Genomic DNA, 16,907 nt, shown 5'->3' on the forward strand with positions numbered 1-16,907 from the left:
CTGTATGAGAAGGCTCGCGCGCTGGGGCCGCGTCGAGTGGGGGCTGCTGTACGTCACCGTGCGCAGACCGCTGCTCAAGCGGCGCCTGGCGGCGGTGCCGATGACGGTCGGGGCGGTGTGTCTGACGGCGGTACTGCAGATCGTGCAGAACCAGTCGTGGGGCTACCGGCTCGTGCAGAACGCGGGCGCGGTGCGAGCCGAGGAGCCGTTGTGGCTGGGCCTGTTGCGCACTCCACTGTCGCTGTTCGTCCCCGCGCTGGACCTGCCGGTGTGGGGCGCGCTGGCGCAGATCCTGTTCGTGTTCGGCGTCGCCGAGATCTGCCTGGGCCGCCGGCGGACGCTGACTGTCGCGTACGTCGCGACGCTGGCCGGGACGCTGTACGCGCGCGTGGGCATTGCCCTCGGCCCCGGCCACCCGCTGGGGCTGCCGGTCTCGGACGCGCAGGTCGTGGACACCGGCCCGTCGGCGGCCGTGGTGGGCCTCGCCGTCTGTCTGGGCTGGCGCTACGGCGCCTATGCCACGGCGGGGGCGGTGGCGGCGGCGATGGCGACCGAGGTACTGGTCAAGGAGAACCTCGCCGGCAAGGAACATCTGGCGGCGCTGGTGGGCGTGGCGGTGCTGTGCGGGATGCCGGCGCTGCGTCACCGGCTCCGTCGAGGTCATCGGCGGTCGGGCAGGCGGGCCGGGTCGGGTTTGCCGCCGATCCAGTCCTGAAACGCGCGGGCGCGGCCGGCCCAGCGGCGGTCGTGGTGGTAGGCGCGCAGTCCGGCACGGGCGCGGGCGCGCGGACGGCTCCGGTAGAAGCGCTTGGCCCACGGCGAGCCGGGCCGGGCCAGGCGGACGGCACCGACGAGCGCGAGGACCGGAACGACCGCGCCGAACAGCGCGGTGCGGGCCTTGCCCTTGCTCAGGGCGACGAGCGAGAAGACGAAGTTCGACACGACGGTCGCGACGACCGTGCCACGGTCCTGGAGTTCGTCCTGCGTGAGGTCGTTGACGCCGAAGGGGACGAACCCGGCGAGGAGCAGTCCCACGAGGGCGGCGGTGAGCACGACGACCTCGACGCTCCGGCGGCCCTCCTCCGTCCAGTAGACGTCGGCGAGATGCAGGATCAGCGCGAACTCGTCGAGGACCAGGCCCGCGCCGATGCCGAACAGGACCGCGGCGAGGGCGGCCCCGAAGCCCTGCCGCCCGCTGGCCACGGCGCCGAATCCGCCGATGACGGTGAGGACGACACCGGGGACCACGTGGTGGATGTGCAGACCGCCCGCCTTCACATTGCCGAACGGCCCCCGGCCCGCCCGGATGAGACGGGTGACGGTCCGGGTGACCAGGAACGTCATTACGAAGGCGGTCAGGGCGAGGAGCAGCGGGAGTTTGCCCGGTTCGATGATGTTCCGATAGAGCCACTGTCCCATATGCGCACTTTATCCCCGAGGGTGCACAGCCCTTCGCCCCCAGGACGTAAAGCTCTTCGCCCCCAGGGACGTACAGCCTTCCCGGACCGCCGGGTAGCCTGCGCCGGTGCTCAAGACCCCCTGGCCGGACGGCCTGCGCTTCGCCTTCGGCACCCTGACCGTGCTCCCCGTCGGAGTCACCCGGTGGGACCGCGACGCCGCGCGCGGCGGCATGCTGTGCGCCCCGCTGGCCGGGCTCGTGGTCGGCGGGTGCGCGGCGGCGCTGGGCGGGCTGCTGCTGTTCCTCGGCGCCGGCCCCCTGCTCGCCGCCGTCGCCACCGCCGCCGTACCGGCCGTGCTCACACGCGGCCTGCACCTCGACGGCCTCGCCGACACCGCCGACGGGCTCGGCAGCGGAAAACCCGCCGAGGACGCCCTGCGGATCATGAAGCAGTCGGACATCGGGCCCTTCGGCGTCATCACCCTGCTGTTCGTCCTGCTGGCCCAGGTGGCGGCCCTCGCGCAGGCCTACGGCGACTCGTGGGTCCGGGGCGCGCTCGCCGCGATCGTCTCGGCGACCGCCGCCCGGCTCGCACTGACCCTCGCCGCCCGCGCGGGGGTACCGGCCGCCCGCCCCGAGGGGCTGGGTGCGGCGGTCGCCGGGGTGGTACCGAGAGGCGGCGCGGTCGCCGTCGCGCTCGGCGTCGGCGCGCTGGCCGCGGCGGGCGGCGCGCTCCTCGGGTCGTACGACATCACGCGCACGGTGCTCGCGGTCGTGGCCGCCGTCGCGGCCGCCGAACTCCTGCTCCGCCGCTGCACGCGCCGCTTCGGCGGGGTCACGGGCGACGTGTTCGGCGGACTCGCCGAGACGGCGGCGACGACGGCGCTCGTGGTGCTGTCACTGGGGCGCTAGTGCTGTGGCCGGGAAGGTTTGCCGGGAAGCTCGCGGCGTCCGGTGCGGTGCATCGCAAGGCGGAGCGTCACCCGCGTACTGGATGTACTCGGGTGAGGCGACAACGCCGCGAGGTGCCGTGCCGGGCGTCGCGAGCCGGTGAACCTTTCCGGTCACAGCGCTAACCAAAGGCACCGGAGGTCCAGCGGTGCCGTCGCCTGCCAACAGCGCGCCGGACAGGGGGACTTGGGCGGCACCGACGGCTGCGTACACGAACACACCGGTCCCGTGCGTGTACCGGCACCCGGGCCCGAGCGGTGGAAAGTGACCATGCCCCCACACACAGGTGAACGACCGCAGGAATGAGCGAACGCACACACACGCGTAGGCTCGTCCCGGGTGTCCGCCGACGAAGTGAAGGCCCCGGTCGAGACGAGCCCCTGGAACACCTCTAGGGTCGGCTCCCGGGCCCGGTCGACCCACCCACTCGGCCACAGCAACTTCACACCGGAAGCGAGATTCCACCACCGTGACTGCTCTCACTCTCAGCACCGCCGCGGCGCCCGGCCTGCGGGCCGACGCGATCGTCGTCGGTGTCGCCAAGGGCGCCAAGGGACCCGTCGTCGCGCAGGGCGCCGAAGCCGTGGACAAGGGGTACGACGGCAGGCTCGCCGACGTCCTGGAGACCCTCGGTGCCTCCGGTGCCGAGGGCGAACTGACGAAGCTGCCCGCTCCGGCGGGCTTCAAGGCGCCGCTCGTGGTGGCGGTCGGCCTGGGCGACGAGCCCGAGAAGGACGCCGCCCACGACCCGGAGGCGCTGCGCAGGGCCGCCGGTGTGGCCGCCCGCGCACTCTCCGGCTCCAAGAAGGCCGCCTTCGCGCTGCCCCTCGCGGACGCCGCCGCCGTCGGCGCGGTCGCCGAGGGCGTGCTGCTCGGGGCGTACTCCTTCGACACGTACAAGGAGACCGGCGCGGACAACGCGGCGAAGGCGAAGAACGGCAAGGCGCCCCTCGCCGAGGCCGCGCTGCTCGGCGGCAAGCCTCGGGACAAGGAGCACAAGGCGGCCGTCGAGCGCGCCACCGCCGTCTCCGAGGAGCTCAACCGCGCCCGCGACCTGATCAACACCCCGCCGAACGACCTCAACCCGGCGGCGTTCGCGGCCATCGCCCAGGGCGCGGCCAAGGAGCACGGCCTCAAGATCCAGGTCCTCGACGAGAAGGCCCTGGCCAAGGGCGGCTACGGCGGCATCCTCGGCGTCGGCAGCGGCTCGGCGTCGGCGCCGCGCCTGGTGAAGCTGTCGTACACGCACCCGAAGGCGAACAAGAGCCTGGCCTTCGTCGGCAAGGGCATCACCTACGACTCGGGCGGCATCTCCCTCAAGCCCGCCGGGCACAACGAGACGATGAAGTGCGACATGAGCGGCGCCGCCGCCGTGTTCGCCGCCGTCGTCTCCGCCGCGCGCCTCGGCCTGGAGGTCAACGTCACCGGCTGGCTGGCGCTCGCCGAGAACATGCCGTCGGGCTCCGCGGTGCGCCCGGGCGACGTGCTGCGCATGTACAGCGGCAAGACCGTCGAGGTGCTCAACACGGACGCCGAGGGCCGGCTGGTCCTGGCCGACGCGCTGTGGGCGGCGTCGGCGGAGAAGCCGGACGCGATCGTCGACGTGGCGACGCTGACCGGGGCGATGGTGCTGGCGCTGGGCAGCCGGACGTTCGGCGTCATGGCGAACGACGACGCGTTCCGCTCGTCGATCGTCGACGTGGCGGAGGAGGTCGGCGAGCCGTCCTGGCCGATGCCGCTGCCGGAACACCTGCGCAAGGGGATGGACTCCCCGACCGCCGACATCGCGAACATGGGTGAGCGGATGGGCGGCGGGCTGGTCGCGGGTCTGTTCCTGCGCGAGTTCGTGGGCGACGGGATCACATGGGCGCACATCGACATCGCGGGGCCTGCGTTCAACGAGCAGGGACCGTTCGGTTACACGCCGAAGGGTGGGACCGGGTCTGCCGTGCGTACGTTGGTGCGGCTGGCCGAGGTCGCTGCCTCCGGTGACTTGGCGTGACGGTCGCCTTCCAGCTCGGTCCGGACTGATGCGTCGGCGAGTGCCGCCGCGTGGGGGCTGGTCGCGCCCACGCGGCGGAGCCGCATATCGACACGGCTCCGCGCCCCTTCGGGCGCTGCCCCTGAAGGGGCGACGAAATCCGGAGGTTCGTCCTCGCCGTGCGCTCGAGACGTGACGGATCAGACGTTCCACACCCCGGCCCGGCGTCTACATCGTCCTCGACAAGTGCGAAGATGGGCCTCGGCAGGACAGGGCCCCACCACAGGGCCGAAGAAAGAGCGGCCGGACACCAGCCGCCGACCGGTCACTGGAGACCGGCGTACGGCGCACATGCATGGAGGACGTGACGTGGCGAACGACGCCAGCACCGTTTTCGACCTAGTGATCCTCGGCGGTGGTAGCGGTGGTTACGCCGCGGCCCTGCGCGGGGCGCAGCTGGGCCTGGACGTCGCCCTGATCGAGAAGGACAAGGTCGGCGGCACCTGCCTGCACCGGGGTTGCATCCCCACCAAGGCCCTGCTGCACGCGGGCGAGATCGCCGACCAGGCCCGCGAGAGCGAGCAGTTCGGTGTCAAGACCACCTTCGAGGGCATCGACGTCCCGGCCGTCCACAAGTACAAGGACGGCGTCATCGCCGGCCTGTACAAGGGTCTGCAGGGCCTCATCGCCTCCCGCAAGGTGACGTACATCGAGGGTGAGGGTCGCCTGTCCTCGCCGACCTCCGTCGACGTGAACGGACAGCGGGTCCAGGGCCGCCACGTCCTCCTGGCGACCGGCTCCGTGCCGAAGTCGCTGCCGGGCCTGGAGATCGACGGCAACCGGATCATCTCCTCCGACCACGCCCTCGTCCTGGACCGCGTTCCGCAGTCCGCGATCATCCTGGGCGGCGGTGTCATCGGCGTCGAGTTCGCCTCGGCGTGGAAGTCCTTCGGCGCCGACGTCACGGTCATCGAGGGCCTGAAGCACCTCGTCCCGGTCGAGGACGAGAACTCCTCCAAGCTTCTCGAGCGCGCCTTCCGCAAGCGCGGCATCAAGTTCAACCTGGGCACCTTCTTCTCGAAGGCCGAGTACACCCAGGACGGCGTCAAGGTCACCCTCGCCGACGGCAAGGAGTTCGAGGCCGAGGTCCTCCTCGTCGCCGTCGGCCGCGGCCCGGTCTCCCAGGGCCTCGGCTACGAGGAGCAGGGTGTCGCCATGGACCGGGGCTACGTCCTGGTCGACGAGTACATGCGGACGAACGTCCCGACCATCTCCGCCGTCGGCGACCTGGTCCCGACGCTCCAGCTCGCGCACGTCGGCTTCGCCGAGGGCATCCTGGTGGCGGAGCGTCTGGCCGGTCTGAAGGCCGTCCCGATCGACTACGACGGTGTCCCGCGGGTGACGTACTGCCACCCGGAGGTCGCCTCCGTCGGCATCACCGAGGCCAAGGCCAAGGAGATCTACGGCGCGGACAAGGTCGTCGCTCTGAAGTACAACCTGGCGGGCAACGGCAAGAGCAAGATCCTGAACACCGCGGGTGAGATCAAGCTCGTCCAGGTCAAGGACGGTGCCGTGGTCGGCGTCCACATGGTCGGTGACCGCATGGGCGAGCAGGTCGGCGAGGCCCAGCTGATCTACAACTGGGAGGCGCTGCCGGCCGAGGTGGCCCAGCTCATCCACGCCCACCCGACGCAGAACGAGGCGATGGGCGAGGCCCACCTTGCCCTGGCCGGCAAGCCCCTCCACTCGCACGACTGACCCTCGGTCGACGAACGCGACGACACAGACTTCCGCAACTCGTAAGGAGCAACCGAAACCATGGCGGTTTCCGTAACCCTTCCGGCGCTCGGCGAGAGCGTCACCGAGGGCACTGTCACCCGCTGGCTGAAGGCCGAGGGCGAACGCGTCGAGGCCGACGAGCCGCTGCTCGAGGTCTCGACCGACAAGGTCGACACCGAGATCCCCGCCCCGGCCGCCGGTGTGCTGGCCTCCATCAAGGTCGCCGAGGACGAGACCGTCGAGGTCGGCGCCGAGCTGGCCGTCATCGACGACGGCACGGGTGCCCCCGTCGCCGCTCCCGCCCCGGCCGCCGAGCCCGTCGCGGCTCCGGCACCTGCCGCCGCCCCGGCCCCCGTGGCCGAGGCCCCGGCCGCCCCCGCGCCGACCCCGGCTCCGGCACCCGCCGCCGCGCCTTCCGCCCCCGCAGGGGCCGGCGCCACCGGCACGGACGTGGTCCTGCCCGCGCTCGGTGAGTCCGTCACCGAGGGCACCGTCACCCGCTGGCTGAAGGCGGTCGGCGAGGCCGTCGAGGCCGACGAGCCGCTGCTCGAGGTCTCCACGGACAAGGTCGACACCGAGATCCCGGCGCCCACCTCCGGTGTGCTGCTCGAGATCGTGGTGAGTGAGGACGAGACCGCCGAGGTCGGCGCCAAGCTCGCCGTCATCGGCGCCCCGGGCGCGGCTCCGGCCGCCGCTCCGGCCCCCGCCGCCGCCCCGGCCGCCCCCGTGGCCCCGCCGGCCCCGGCCGCTCCGGCGCCCGTGCCGACCCCGGCCCCGGCCGCCCCGGCCGCCCCGGTCGCCGCTCCGGCTCCGGTGGCCCCGGCCCCCGCGCCGGCCGCTCCGGCCCCGGTCACCCCGGCCGCGCCGGCCCCCGCCGCGGGTGCCACCGACGAGGGCGCCTACGTCACCCCGCTGGTGCGCAAGCTCGCCGCCGAGAACGGCGTCGACCTGGCCACCGTCAAGGGCACCGGCGTCGGCGGCCGTATCCGCAAGCAGGACGTCCTCGCCGCCGCCGAGGCCGCGAAGGCCGCCGCCGCGGCTCCGGCTCCGGCCGCTGCCGCCGCTCCGGCCGCGAGGAAGGCGGCGCCGACGCTGGAGGTCTCCCCCCTCCGCGGCCAGACCGTCAAGATGCCGCGCATCCGCAAGGTCATCGGCGACAACATGGTCAAGGCCCTGCACGAGCAGGCCCAGCTGTCGTCGGTCGTCGAGGTCGACGTGACCCGCCTGATGCGCCTGCGCGCCCAGGCCAAGGACTCCTTCGCCGCGCGCGAGGGCGTCAAGCTCTCCCCGATGCCGTTCTTCGTGAAGGCGGCGGCCCAGGCGCTGAAGGCCCACCCGGTCATCAACGCCAGGATCAACGAGGCCGAGGGCACGATCACCTACTTCGACTCCGAGAACATCGGTATCGCGGTGGACTCCGAGAAGGGCTTGATGACCCCGGTCATCAAGCGCGCCGGCGACCTCAACATCGCGGGCATCGCCAAGGCCACGGCCGACCTGGCGGCCAAGGTCCGTGGCAACAAGATCACGCCGGACGAGCTGGCCGGTGCGACCTTCACGATCAGCAACACCGGTTCGCGCGGCGCCCTGTTCGACACGATCATCGTGCCGCCGGGCCAGGTCGCGATCCTCGGCATCGGCGCCACGGTCAAGCGCCCGGCCGTCATCGAGACGGAGGAGGGCACGGTCATCGGCGTCCGCGACATGACGTACCTGACCCTGTCCTACGACCACCGCCTGGTCGACGGCGCCGACGCGGCCCGTTACCTGACGGCGGTCAAGGCGATCCTGGAGGCGGGCGAGTTCGAGGTCGAACTGGGCCTGTAACCGCCTCTGACCGCTGAGTCATCGGTGCCCCTGCCTGGAAAACTCCGGGCAGGGGCACCAATGTTTTTGAGGGCGCAGCCCGAAAAAACAGGGGCGCGAGGCTGTGTCGATATGCGGCTCCGCCGCGTGGGCGCGAGAAACAACGACGAAACCCGCACCCGCCGAACGACGGACCACCCCGAGCTCCAATCCGTCTCGAGCACCGTGTAAGTCTCGTCTCACCTGCACGAAAGCCCTCTCGTCCGCCCTACCCGCAGAGCGAACCGGCCTTATTGTCTAAACGTCAACCGCCCCGACTGAGGAGCCCTCATGACCGCGCCCGTCGTCCACTCGCTGCGCGAACAGATCCGCGAGCACATCGTGGAGGGGATCGTCAGCGGGCGCTGGCAGCCGGGTGAGCGGATCGTGGAGCGCCGGATCGCGACCGAGCTGGAGGTCAGCCAGACCCCGGTGCGCGAGGCACTGCGCGAGCTGGAGTCGCTGCGCCTGATCGAGTCCGCGCCGAACAAGGGTGTCCGCGTACGGAACCTGACCGCGGCCGACCTGGAGGAGAGCTACCCCGTGCGGGCCGGTCTGGAGGCCATCGCGGCGGAGCTGGCGGCCGAGCGGCTGGCGGAGGACTGCTCGGCTCTCGAGCCGCACGTCGCGGCCCTGTACGAGGCCGACCGCAAGTCCGACGGCACGGCCCAGGTGCGGCACACGGTGGCCTTCCACCGCGAGCTGGTCCGCGCGGCGGGCAACTCGGTGCTTCTGCACACCTGGGAGGGCCTGGGCATCGAGGTCTTCACGGCCCTGTCCATCCGCTGGCTGGGCACGGTGCAGCAGTCGTACGCGGAGGAACACGAGGAACTGGTCGCCGCCTTCAAGAGACACGACCCGCGCATCGCAGACCTGGTCAAGTCCCACGTCCTGGGCTGCGCCCCGAGGGCCTGACGCCACCGCCCCCTGGCTCCGCCACCCCGAGCCCCACCCAAAACCCCGCCCCACCTGCAAAAACCCCGCTCAAATCACGTCACCCGGTGCCATCGCCGAAGGCACCCCGTGCCGACTTTCTCGAAATCGAGAAGTTTTGCCCGGGTCCCTTTGATCGATCATCGATCAGGGAGTTACAGTCCCGGTTGGACTTCCACCGAGGTCCACCGCCCTGTCCTGCCAAAGACCAAGGGCACCCCCGAACCCTTACCGATGAGGGAACCCCCTTCGACTGAGGAAGGCGGCGACATGACCGACCCCAAGGCCATCCAGCCGAGCGAGCTCGACCAGCTCCCGGACCGCGACCCCGAGGAGACCGCCGAATGGCAGGCCTCCCTGGACGCCGTCAACAAGGCGGCCGGGCCGCACCGTGCCGCGTACCTGCTGCGCCGCACACTGGAGCGCGCCGAGGGCACGGGCATCGCGTTGCCCAAGCTGCTCGAGACCGACTACGTCAACAGCATCCCCACCGCCGCCGAGCCCGCCGTACCGGGTGACGAGGCGATGGAGCGCCGGATCACCGCCTGGAACCGCTGGAACGCGGCCGCGATGGTCACCCGGGGCAGCAAGCACGGCGTCGGCGGCCACATCGCCACCTTCGCCTCGGCGGCCTGGCTCTACGAGACCGGCTTCAACCACTTCTTCCACGGCAAGGAGGGCGACGGCTCCGGCGACCAGCTGTACATCCAGGGCCACGCCTCCCCCGGCATCTACGCCCGCGCCTTCCTCGACGGCCGGCTGACCGAGGCCCACCTGGACAACTTCCGCCAGGAGGCGGGCGGCAACGGCCTGCCGTCGTATCCGCACCCGCGCCGCCTTCCCTGGCTGTGGGAGTTCCCGACCGTGTCCATGGGTCTCGGTCCGCTCTCCGCCATCTATCAGGCGCGCTTCAACCGCTATCTCACCAACCGCGCGATCAAGGACGTCTCCGCGTCCCACGTGTGGGCCTTCCTCGGCGACGGCGAGATGGACGAGCCGGAGTCGACGGCGGCGCTCGCCCTGGCCGCGCGTGAGGAGCTGGACAACCTCACCTTCGTCATCAACTGCAACCTGCAGCGCCTCGACGGCCCGGTCCGCGCCAACTTCAAGATCGTGCAGGAGCTGGAGGCCCAGTTCCGCGGCGCCGGCTGGAACGTGATCAAGACGCTGTGGGGCACGGCGTGGGACGAGCTGTTCGCGCTCGACACCACCGGCGCGCTCGTGCGGCGGCTGCGTGAGGTACCGGACGCGCAGGTGCAGACGTACCAGACGCGCGACGCCGCCTACATCCGCCAGGACTTCTTCGGCAAGGACCCGGCGCTCGTCGAGATGGCGAAGCTGCTGAGCGACGACAAGATCCTCGAGTGCTTCCACCTCTCGCGCGGCGGTCACGAGTCCCGCAAGGTGTACGCGGCCTACAAGGCGGCCCTCGAGCACAAGGGCGCGCCGACCGTGATCCTGGCCCAGACCGTCAAGGGCTTCACGCTCGGCGACGGCTTCGCGTCGAAGAACGCCAACCACCAGATGAAGAAGCTGACGGTGGACGAGTTCAGGACGATGCGCGACCTGCTGGAGCTGCCGATCCCGGACAGCGCCTTCGCCGACGGCCAGGTGCCCTACGGCCACCCCGGCGCCGACTCCCCCGAGGTCCGCTACCTCCAGGAGCGCCGCGCGGCCCTCGGCGGCCCGGCCCCGGCCCGCCGTACGCACGCGCTCGCCCCGCTGCCCGCCCCGGCCGAGAAGGCGTTCGCGTCCTTCGACAAGGGCTCGGGCTCCCAGAACGTGGCCACGACCATGGCGTTCGTCCGCCTGATCAAGGACCTGGTCCGCGACAAGGAGACGGGCAGGCGCTGGGTGCCGATCGTCCCCGACGAGGCGCGCACCTTCGGCATGGAGTCGCTGTTCCCGTCCCTCGGCATCTACTCGCCGAAGGGCCAGACGTACGAGCCGGTCGACCGCGACCAGCTGATGTACTACAAGGAGGCCAAGAACGGCCAGATCCTCAACGAGGGGATCACCGAGGCCGGTTCGATGGCCGACTTCGTCGCCGCGTCGACCGCGTACGCGACGCACGGCGAGGCGATGATCCCGTTCTACATCTTCTACTCGATGTTCGGCTGGCAGCGCACGGCCGACCAGATGTGGCAGCTCGGCGACCAGCTGGGCCGCGGCTTCCTGGTCGGTGCGACGGCCGGTCGTACGACGCTGACGGGTGAGGGCCTGCAGCACGCCGACGGCCACTCCCCCGTCATCGCGGCGACGAACCCGGCGGCGCTGACGTACGACCCGGCGTTCGCGTACGAGATCGCGGTGATCGTGCGGGAGGGTGTGCGCCGGATGTACGGCGAGGCCCTCCCCGGCGAGGACCAGAACGTCTTCTACTACCTGACGGTCTACAACGAGCCGCTGCCGCAGCCCGCGAAGCCGGCCGGAGCCGGCATCGACGAGGGCATCGTCAAGGGCCTGTACCGCTTCAACACGGCGGAGTCCGCGGGGCTGTCCCCGGCGGCCAACGCGCCGCGCATCCAGCTGCTGGGTTCCGGTACGGCGATCCACTGGACGCTGGCGGCGCAGAAGCTGCTCGCCGAGGAGTGGGGCGTGGCCGCGGACGTCTGGTCGGCGACCTCGTGGGGCGAGCTGCGCCGGGACGCCATGGAGGCGGACGCGGCGCTGCTGCGGGGCGAGGAGCGCGTGCCGTACGTGCGCCGGGCGCTGCACGGCGCCGAGGGCCCGGTCCTCGCGGTCTCCGACTACATGCGCCAGGTCCCGGACCAGATCGCGCAGTGGGTCGAGCAGGACTGGTCCTCGCTGGGCGCCGACGGCTTCGGCCTCTCGGACACCCGCGACGCGGCCCGCCGCCACTTCGGTGTCGACGCCCAGTCGATCACCGTCGCGGCCCTGGCCCAGCTGGCGAGGCGCGGCGAGGTCAAGGCGACGGCGGTGAAGGAGGCGCGGGAGCGCTACGGGCTGTAAGGCCTGACATCCGCCCGGCATCAAGTGAAAGGGGTACGGCAGCTGCCGTACCCCTTTCACTGTCGGTGGCCCCCGGCATCATGAGCGCATGCGTGCGGCTCGGCTCATCAAGATGGTTCTCCTTCTGCAGTCACGGCCCTCCATGACCGCCGGCGAGCTCGCGCGGGAGCTCGAGGTGTCGGAGCGGACCGTGACGCGGGACGCGCAGGCGTTGTCGGAGGCGGGTGTACCGGTGTACGCGGACCGGGGGCGGGCCGGTGGGTACCGGCTCGTCGGCGGTTATCGGACGCGGCTGACCGGGCTGGCCCGCAGTGAGGCCGAGGCGCTGTTCCTGTCCGGGGTGCCCGGTGCGCTGCGGGAGATGGGGCTGGAGGACGCGGCCTCGGCGGCGCGGCTGAAGGTGTCGGCGGCCCTCCTGCCGTCCCTCGGCGACGCCTCCCGTACGGCCGCGCAGCGGTTCCATCTGGACGCCCCCGCGTGGTTCCGCGAGCCGGAGACGCCCGCTCTGCTGTCCGCCGTCGCGGAGGCGGTGTGGGCCGACCGCTGTCTGACCACCCGCTACCGGCGTGACGGAGCCGAGGTGGAGCGGGTGTTGGAGCCGTACGGCCTGGTCCTGAAGGCGGGGACCTGGTATCTGTGCGCGCGGGTCCCGGACGCTGACGCCTTCCGGACGTACCGCATCGACCGGTTCACCGCCGTCGAGGCGACCGCCGCCCGCTTCGTCCGCGACGAGGAGTTCGACCTGCCCGGCTTCTGGGCCGAGCGGGCCGAGGAGTTCGCCCGGTCGATCCTGCGCGCCGAGGTCGTCGTACGGCTGTCCCCCGAGGGCGTGCGCAGGCTGGCGTACGCCGTCGATCCGCCGGGGGCGCGCGAGGCGTTGCGGGACGCGGGTGCCGCGGACGCGGACGGCCGGGTCACGGTGACGGTGCCGGTGGAGTCGGAGGAGGTCGCGTACACCCAGCTCATGGCGCTCGGGCCGGAGGCCGAGGTGCTGGCGCCCGAGACGCTGCGGGAACGGTTCGCCCGAGATGCGGCGCGGCTCGGAGAGCTGTACGGACGCCCCTGAGCGCACCCGGGCACCCGTGTGCCCCGACAACAATCCGCCGCACTCCACGTGCGTCCCACCCGCACAGGCACGATGCTTGTCCCGTGATGGAGGAGCTGGAGTTCTGGGAGCTGGTGGACGCCACCCGGGAGGCCGCCGAGGGCGACCCCGAGGATCAGGCGGACCTGCTCGTGGACCGTCTCGTCCAGCTCGACCCGGAGTCGGTCCTGGACTTCTCCCGGCACTTCGAGTCCCGCTACAACCGCGCCTACACCTGGGACCTGTGGGGCGCCGCGTGGGTGCTGCTCGACGGGGCCAGCGACGACGCGTTCGACTTCTTCCGGTGCTGGCTGATCGGCCAGGGCCGGGAGGTCTTCGAGGGCGCCGTGCACGACCCGGACTCGCTGGCCGACCTGCTGGCCGACTTCGACGAGGAGATCGACGGCGACGGCGAGGAACTGGGCTACGCGCCGGACGAGGCCTACGAGCAGCTCACCGGCACGGTGGCCCCGGACCTGGGCATCGCCCCCGCCCCGGCCGAACCGGAGGGCACACCGGTGGACTTCGAGAACGAACGGGCACTCGCGGAGCGCTATCCCAAACTGTGGGACCGCTTCAGGGAGTGACCCCGTCCGGTGTCACGTAGTACGGCGCCCGGCGGAACTCCTCCCGGCCCACGGCGGCGAGCGAGGGCTTCCACAGGCGGACGCCGTGCCGGCGTTCCCACTGCCGCACGGTGCTCCGGGTGTTCTCGGCGCCGATGAGGAAGATCAGCTGGAAGCCGACGCCGAGGAGCGGGATGTGGGCGAGGTAAGCGCCGCCCAGTGTCACGGCAACGGCGAAGAGCGCCGCTCGACGGCGGCCCGTCCGCAGCCAGCGGGTCTCCTGCTCCAGGTCCGGCATCGACGCCGGTGCCACCGCGTCCGCGAACTGCCGCCGCAGGCGCGGCCGGTGCAGCAGGAAGCCGAGCGCCCGACCACCACCAGGCCGCCGGTGAGGCCGAGCTGTATCCACCCGGCGGTGCCGGAGAGCCTCAAGTCGTCCACGGTGGTGAACACGACGACGTCCGCCACGACACCTGCCGACACCCCGGCCAGCGCCTCACCGATCGTGGCGTCGACCATGCGCACCAGCGGCGGCGCACCGGCCATCGTGTGTTCCTCCCCCGCTTCCGCCGTGAACCGGGCTCATGGAACACCGCATGCTCGGCACGTGTCCAGCGGGTTCCGTCAGCCGATGCCCGTCGCCGCGCGGCCCTGCAGTTTCGCCGCCCGCTCTCTGATCTTCGGCAGTTCGGCGGTGAGGGCTGCGCCGGGGCAGGTGGTGCGGTAGCCGTTGTCGTGGCCGGTCAGGGCGGGGAGGGAGGCGGTGGTGCCGGCCGGGTACCGGCTGAGGCTGTTGCTGGAGGTGAGGGTGACCGTCGCGCGCGGGTCGACATCGGCGAGGCCGAGTTTCCAGGCGGCGATGCTCGCGATCGCCTCGGTCATCGCGCGCGGCACCGGGACCCCGGCCGTGAAGGTGCCGATGGCGGCGATGCCCGTGGTGCGGTGGTTGAAGCCCTGGGTGTGGGCGCCGGTGACGGCGCGCTCGACGCCGCCGGCGCGGCCCTCGTAGATCGTGCCGCAGCGGTCGACGAGGAAGTTGTAGCCGATGTCGTCCCAGGCGCGGGCCCCGGTCTGGCCGGCGTAGAGATGGCGGATGATGCGCGGCGCGTCGGCGCAGAGGTAGTCGTTGGGAGAGTCGGTGTGGTGGACGAACACGGCGACGACCTTGTCGTCGTAGCGCGGCGGCGGCTGGCTGTGCCGGGTGGTCGTGTCGAGCCAGGCCGACCGGGGCACGATGCGGGGCTCCGCCGCGTGGTGCGGGGTGGCGGAGCGGGCCGCGGCGGGCTGCGCCGGCCGGGCCTGGACGACGGGACCCTCGGCGGTGCGGGCGCACAGCACCAGCGCGCCGACGGCGGTGAGGCCGGGCAGACAGCCCAGGAGCACCAGGACGGCGCCGGGCAGCCGCACGGCGCGGCGCCGCCCCCGTCGCCCCCGTGGCCCCCGTTTTCCCCACGCTCTCGGAAAGGCACGCATGGGTCCCACTGTGGGCGGGCCGCACGCCGCCCGCGATGTGTGCTCTGCCACCCGGCGGAACCATCGTCCCGGTCCGGGACGTTTCATGTGATACACGCACGTGTGACGGGTTCCGGACGACACGCGCGCGTTCCTGATCACTGGGCCCGTCCCGCTCGTACCAGGGGGTCCGAGAGAAAGGCGGCGGCTGAGTGGATCTGCTCGATGTGGTGCTCGTGCTGGTGATCCTCGTCTACGCGGGATCGGGATACCGGCGCGGTCTCGTGGCCGGTTGTGTCTCGCTGGCCGGGTTCGTGGGCGGTGCGGCCGTCGGGGTGTGGGTGCTGCCGTGGGTGATGGATCTGGTCACGCGCGGGACGACGGCGGCGACGGTGACGGCGGTGCTGACGGTGCTGGTCCCGGCGGCGGTGGGACACGAGCTGGCGGGGCGGCTGGCGCTGCGGCTGCGCGGCGAGCTGGACCGGGGGCCGCTGCGGGTGGCCGACGGGCTGGGCGGGGCCGCGGCCAACTCGGTCGCGGTGCTGATCGTGGCCTGGGTTGCGGCGAGCGTGCTGGGCGCCTCCTCCTCGCCGCTGCTGACGACGGCGATCCGGAACTCGGCGCTGCTGGGCGCGGTCCAGGACACGATGCCGGACACCACGCCCGCCTGGTTCTCGCGCGCCACGTCGGCGCTCACCGAGGCGGGCTTCCCGCAGGTGTTCAACCCGTTCGAGAACGAGTCGACGGCCCAGGTGGCCAGGCCCTCCGGTGACAGCGTCACGGCGGGCGCCACGAACGCGGCGAAGCTGAGCACGGTGAAGATCGAGGGCGTCTCCGGCACCGAGGGCCGCGAGGGCAGCGGGTTCGTGTACGCGGCGGGGCACGTGATGACCAATGCGCACGTGGTGGCGGGCATCGACGACCCGACCGTGCGCGTCGGCGGCGTCGGGCGGTCGTACGAGGCCCGGGTGGTGCTCTTCGACCCGGACCGGGACGTGGCGGTGCTGTATGTGCCGGGGCTCACGGCGCCGGTGCTGCGCTTCGACGACAGTGCCGCGCGCGGTGACTCGGCGGTGGTCGCGGGCTATCCGCAGGACGGCTCCCTGAACCTCCAGGCGGCGACCGTGGCGAGCCGGGTGCAGGCGACCGGCCAGAACATCTACAACGACGGCACGGTCACCCGGGAGATCTACTCGATCCGCTCGACGGTCCGCCCCGGCAACTCGGGCGGACCGCTGCTGACGACGGACGGCCGGGTGTACGGCGTGGTGTTCGCGCGCTCCACGTCGGACGCCGAGACGGGGTACGTGCTGACGGCCGACGAGGTGGCCGGCGACGCCCGGCGGGCGGCGGACGCGACGGCCCCTGTGGACACCGGGAACCTGGTCACGTCGTAGAACAGGTACAGCGGCTACAGGAACCGGCCCATGAACACGTCGTCCACGTAGGCGCCGTCGATCAGGAACTCCTCCGGCAGCACACCCTCGACGGCGAACCCCTCGGACTCGTAGAGCTTCCGGGCCGGGGTGTTGTGGCCGAGGACGCGCAGGGTGAGGCGGCGGGCGCCGCGCCGGCGGGCCTCGTCGGCGACGGCGCGCAGCAGGGCGCGGGCGACGCCCCGGCCGCGGGCCTCGTCGGCGACGGCGAGGCCCTGGATCTGGTGCACATGGGCGTTGACGGCGAGGCGGGTCGGGTGGCCCAGGCGGATGTAGCCGACGATGCGCCGCTCCAGTTCGGCCACGAGCACGTCGTCGACCGCGTGGCGCTCGTCGAAGAAGGGCGGATACGGCGGCCGGGGTTCGGGCATGACCGCGTGCAGCGGGGACCAGGTGGACCGGTCGAGGAGGCTCAACTCCTCGTCGTCGTCGGGCAGGGCGGCGCGTATGTGCAGCTCGGACATGTGGGTCACCCTACGTCGGACGGCACGGGCACCCCGCAGGGTTT

Annotated in this window: 14 protein-coding genes; 10 read left to right on the plus strand and 4 right to left on the minus strand. The window is 72.1% G+C overall.

From position 1 onward, the window contains the following. The first annotated feature begins 4 nt into the window (after nucleotides 1-4). A complete protein-coding gene (locus IEZ19_RS34060) occupies nucleotides 5-715 on the plus strand; it encodes a hypothetical protein (RefSeq protein WP_189315230.1) in 711 nt (236 codons plus the stop codon). On the opposite strand, the gene IEZ19_RS34065 is transcribed toward IEZ19_RS34060, so the two are convergent. Next, the gene (locus IEZ19_RS34065) at nucleotides 661-1,419 is read right to left on the minus strand and encodes a hypothetical protein (RefSeq protein ID WP_189315232.1); all 759 of its coding nucleotides are present in this window, start codon (nucleotides 1,417-1,419) and stop codon (nucleotides 661-663) included. The genes IEZ19_RS34060 and IEZ19_RS34065 overlap by 55 nt on opposite strands. Nucleotides 1,420-1,525: 106 nt before the next feature. Here IEZ19_RS34065 and IEZ19_RS34070 point away from each other — a divergent pair, with 106 nt between their 5' ends. The 8 genes from IEZ19_RS34070 to IEZ19_RS34105 all read left to right on the plus strand — a co-directional run bounded on the left by IEZ19_RS34070 (nucleotide 1,526) and on the right by IEZ19_RS34105 (nucleotide 13,532). Beyond that, entirely contained in the window at nucleotides 1,526-2,311 is a 786-nt protein-coding gene (locus IEZ19_RS34070; protein WP_189315234.1) for an adenosylcobinamide-GDP ribazoletransferase, read from the plus strand. A 508-nt stretch (nucleotides 2,312-2,819) separates the two neighbouring features. Beyond that, entirely contained in the window at nucleotides 2,820-4,352 is a 1,533-nt protein-coding gene (locus tag IEZ19_RS34075; RefSeq protein ID WP_189315235.1) for a leucyl aminopeptidase, read from the plus strand. 348 nt (nucleotides 4,353-4,700) lie between these two features. Then, nucleotides 4,701-6,089 carry a dihydrolipoyl dehydrogenase gene (gene lpdA, locus IEZ19_RS34080; RefSeq protein WP_189315237.1) on the plus strand — a complete coding sequence of 463 codons (1,389 nt, stop codon included), beginning with the start codon at nucleotides 4,701-4,703 and terminating at the stop codon, nucleotides 6,087-6,089. 60 nt (nucleotides 6,090-6,149) lie between these two features. Next, nucleotides 6,150-7,937 (plus strand): 2-oxoglutarate dehydrogenase, E2 component, dihydrolipoamide succinyltransferase, encoded by a 1,788-nt coding sequence (gene sucB / locus IEZ19_RS34085; protein WP_189315239.1) that lies wholly within the window; start codon nucleotides 6,150-6,152, stop codon nucleotides 7,935-7,937. Between the two features lie 309 nt (nucleotides 7,938-8,246). Next, nucleotides 8,247-8,870 carry a GntR family transcriptional regulator gene (locus IEZ19_RS34090; RefSeq protein ID WP_189315241.1) on the plus strand — a complete coding sequence of 208 codons (624 nt, stop codon included), beginning with the start codon at nucleotides 8,247-8,249 and terminating at the stop codon, nucleotides 8,868-8,870. Between the two features lie 288 nt (nucleotides 8,871-9,158). Continuing rightward, on the plus strand, nucleotides 9,159-11,861 hold the full coding sequence (gene aceE, locus IEZ19_RS34095; RefSeq protein ID WP_189315243.1) for a pyruvate dehydrogenase (acetyl-transferring), homodimeric type: 2,703 nt from the start codon (nucleotides 9,159-9,161) through the stop codon (nucleotides 11,859-11,861). An 88-nt stretch (nucleotides 11,862-11,949) separates the two neighbouring features. Further along, nucleotides 11,950-12,927 (plus strand): helix-turn-helix transcriptional regulator, encoded by a 978-nt coding sequence (locus IEZ19_RS34100; RefSeq protein ID WP_189315244.1) that lies wholly within the window; start codon nucleotides 11,950-11,952, stop codon nucleotides 12,925-12,927. 86 nt (nucleotides 12,928-13,013) lie between these two features. Further along, on the plus strand, nucleotides 13,014-13,532 hold the full coding sequence (locus tag IEZ19_RS34105; protein WP_189315304.1) for a DUF4240 domain-containing protein: 519 nt from the start codon (nucleotides 13,014-13,016) through the stop codon (nucleotides 13,530-13,532). Here the strand turns inward: IEZ19_RS34105 and IEZ19_RS34110 are convergent. Both IEZ19_RS34110 and IEZ19_RS34115 read right to left on the minus strand, forming a co-directional pair. Beyond that, a complete protein-coding gene (locus IEZ19_RS34110) occupies nucleotides 13,522-13,920 on the minus strand; it encodes a hypothetical protein (protein ID WP_189315246.1) in 399 nt (132 codons plus the stop codon). The two genes, IEZ19_RS34105 and IEZ19_RS34110, sit on opposite strands and share 11 nt — an antisense overlap. Nucleotides 13,921-14,135: 215 nt before the next feature. Continuing rightward, entirely contained in the window at nucleotides 14,136-14,984 is an 849-nt protein-coding gene (locus tag IEZ19_RS34115) for a peptidoglycan recognition protein family protein (RefSeq protein WP_189315248.1), read from the minus strand. A 191-nt stretch (nucleotides 14,985-15,175) separates the two neighbouring features. On the opposite strand from IEZ19_RS34115, the gene IEZ19_RS34120 reads away from it, so the two are divergent. Continuing rightward, nucleotides 15,176-16,360, plus strand: a complete 1,185-nt coding sequence (locus tag IEZ19_RS34120; RefSeq protein ID WP_189315250.1) for a MarP family serine protease — start codon at nucleotides 15,176-15,178, stop codon at nucleotides 16,358-16,360. Between the two features lie 14 nt (nucleotides 16,361-16,374). Here IEZ19_RS34120 and IEZ19_RS34125 read toward each other — a convergent pair whose 3' ends face one another. Next, the gene (locus IEZ19_RS34125) at nucleotides 16,375-16,863 is read right to left on the minus strand and encodes a GNAT family N-acetyltransferase (RefSeq protein ID WP_189315251.1); all 489 of its coding nucleotides are present in this window, start codon (nucleotides 16,861-16,863) and stop codon (nucleotides 16,375-16,377) included. Nucleotides 16,864-16,907 lie beyond the last annotated feature (44 nt).

Origin of the sequence: Streptomyces brasiliensis (assembly GCF_014647875.1) — a bacterium.
Lineage (GTDB): Bacteria > Actinomycetota > Actinomycetes > Streptomycetales > Streptomycetaceae > Streptomyces > Streptomyces brasiliensis.

Bases quoted from the DNA above. Each gene is read 5' to 3' on its own strand.
- IEZ19_RS34060 (WP_189315230.1), top strand. From the start codon at position 5: ATGAGAAGGCTCGCGCGCTGGGGCCGCGTCGAGTGGGGGCTGCTGTAC.
- IEZ19_RS34065 (WP_189315232.1), bottom strand. From the start codon at position 1,419: ATGGGACAGTGGCTCTATCGGAACATCATCGAACCGGGCAAACTCCCG.
- sucB (WP_189315239.1), top strand. From the start codon at position 6,150: ATGGCGGTTTCCGTAACCCTTCCGGCGCTCGGCGAGAGCGTCACCGAG.
- IEZ19_RS34090 (WP_189315241.1), top strand. From the start codon at position 8,247: ATGACCGCGCCCGTCGTCCACTCGCTGCGCGAACAGATCCGCGAGCAC.
- aceE (WP_189315243.1), top strand. From the start codon at position 9,159: ATGACCGACCCCAAGGCCATCCAGCCGAGCGAGCTCGACCAGCTCCCG.
- IEZ19_RS34100 (WP_189315244.1), top strand. From the start codon at position 11,950: ATGCGTGCGGCTCGGCTCATCAAGATGGTTCTCCTTCTGCAGTCACGG.
- IEZ19_RS34105 (WP_189315304.1), top strand. From the start codon at position 13,014: ATGGAGGAGCTGGAGTTCTGGGAGCTGGTGGACGCCACCCGGGAGGCC.
- IEZ19_RS34115 (WP_189315248.1), bottom strand. From the start codon at position 14,984: ATGCGTGCCTTTCCGAGAGCGTGGGGAAAACGGGGGCCACGGGGGCGA.
- IEZ19_RS34125 (WP_189315251.1), bottom strand. From the start codon at position 16,863: ATGTCCGAGCTGCACATACGCGCCGCCCTGCCCGACGACGACGAGGAG.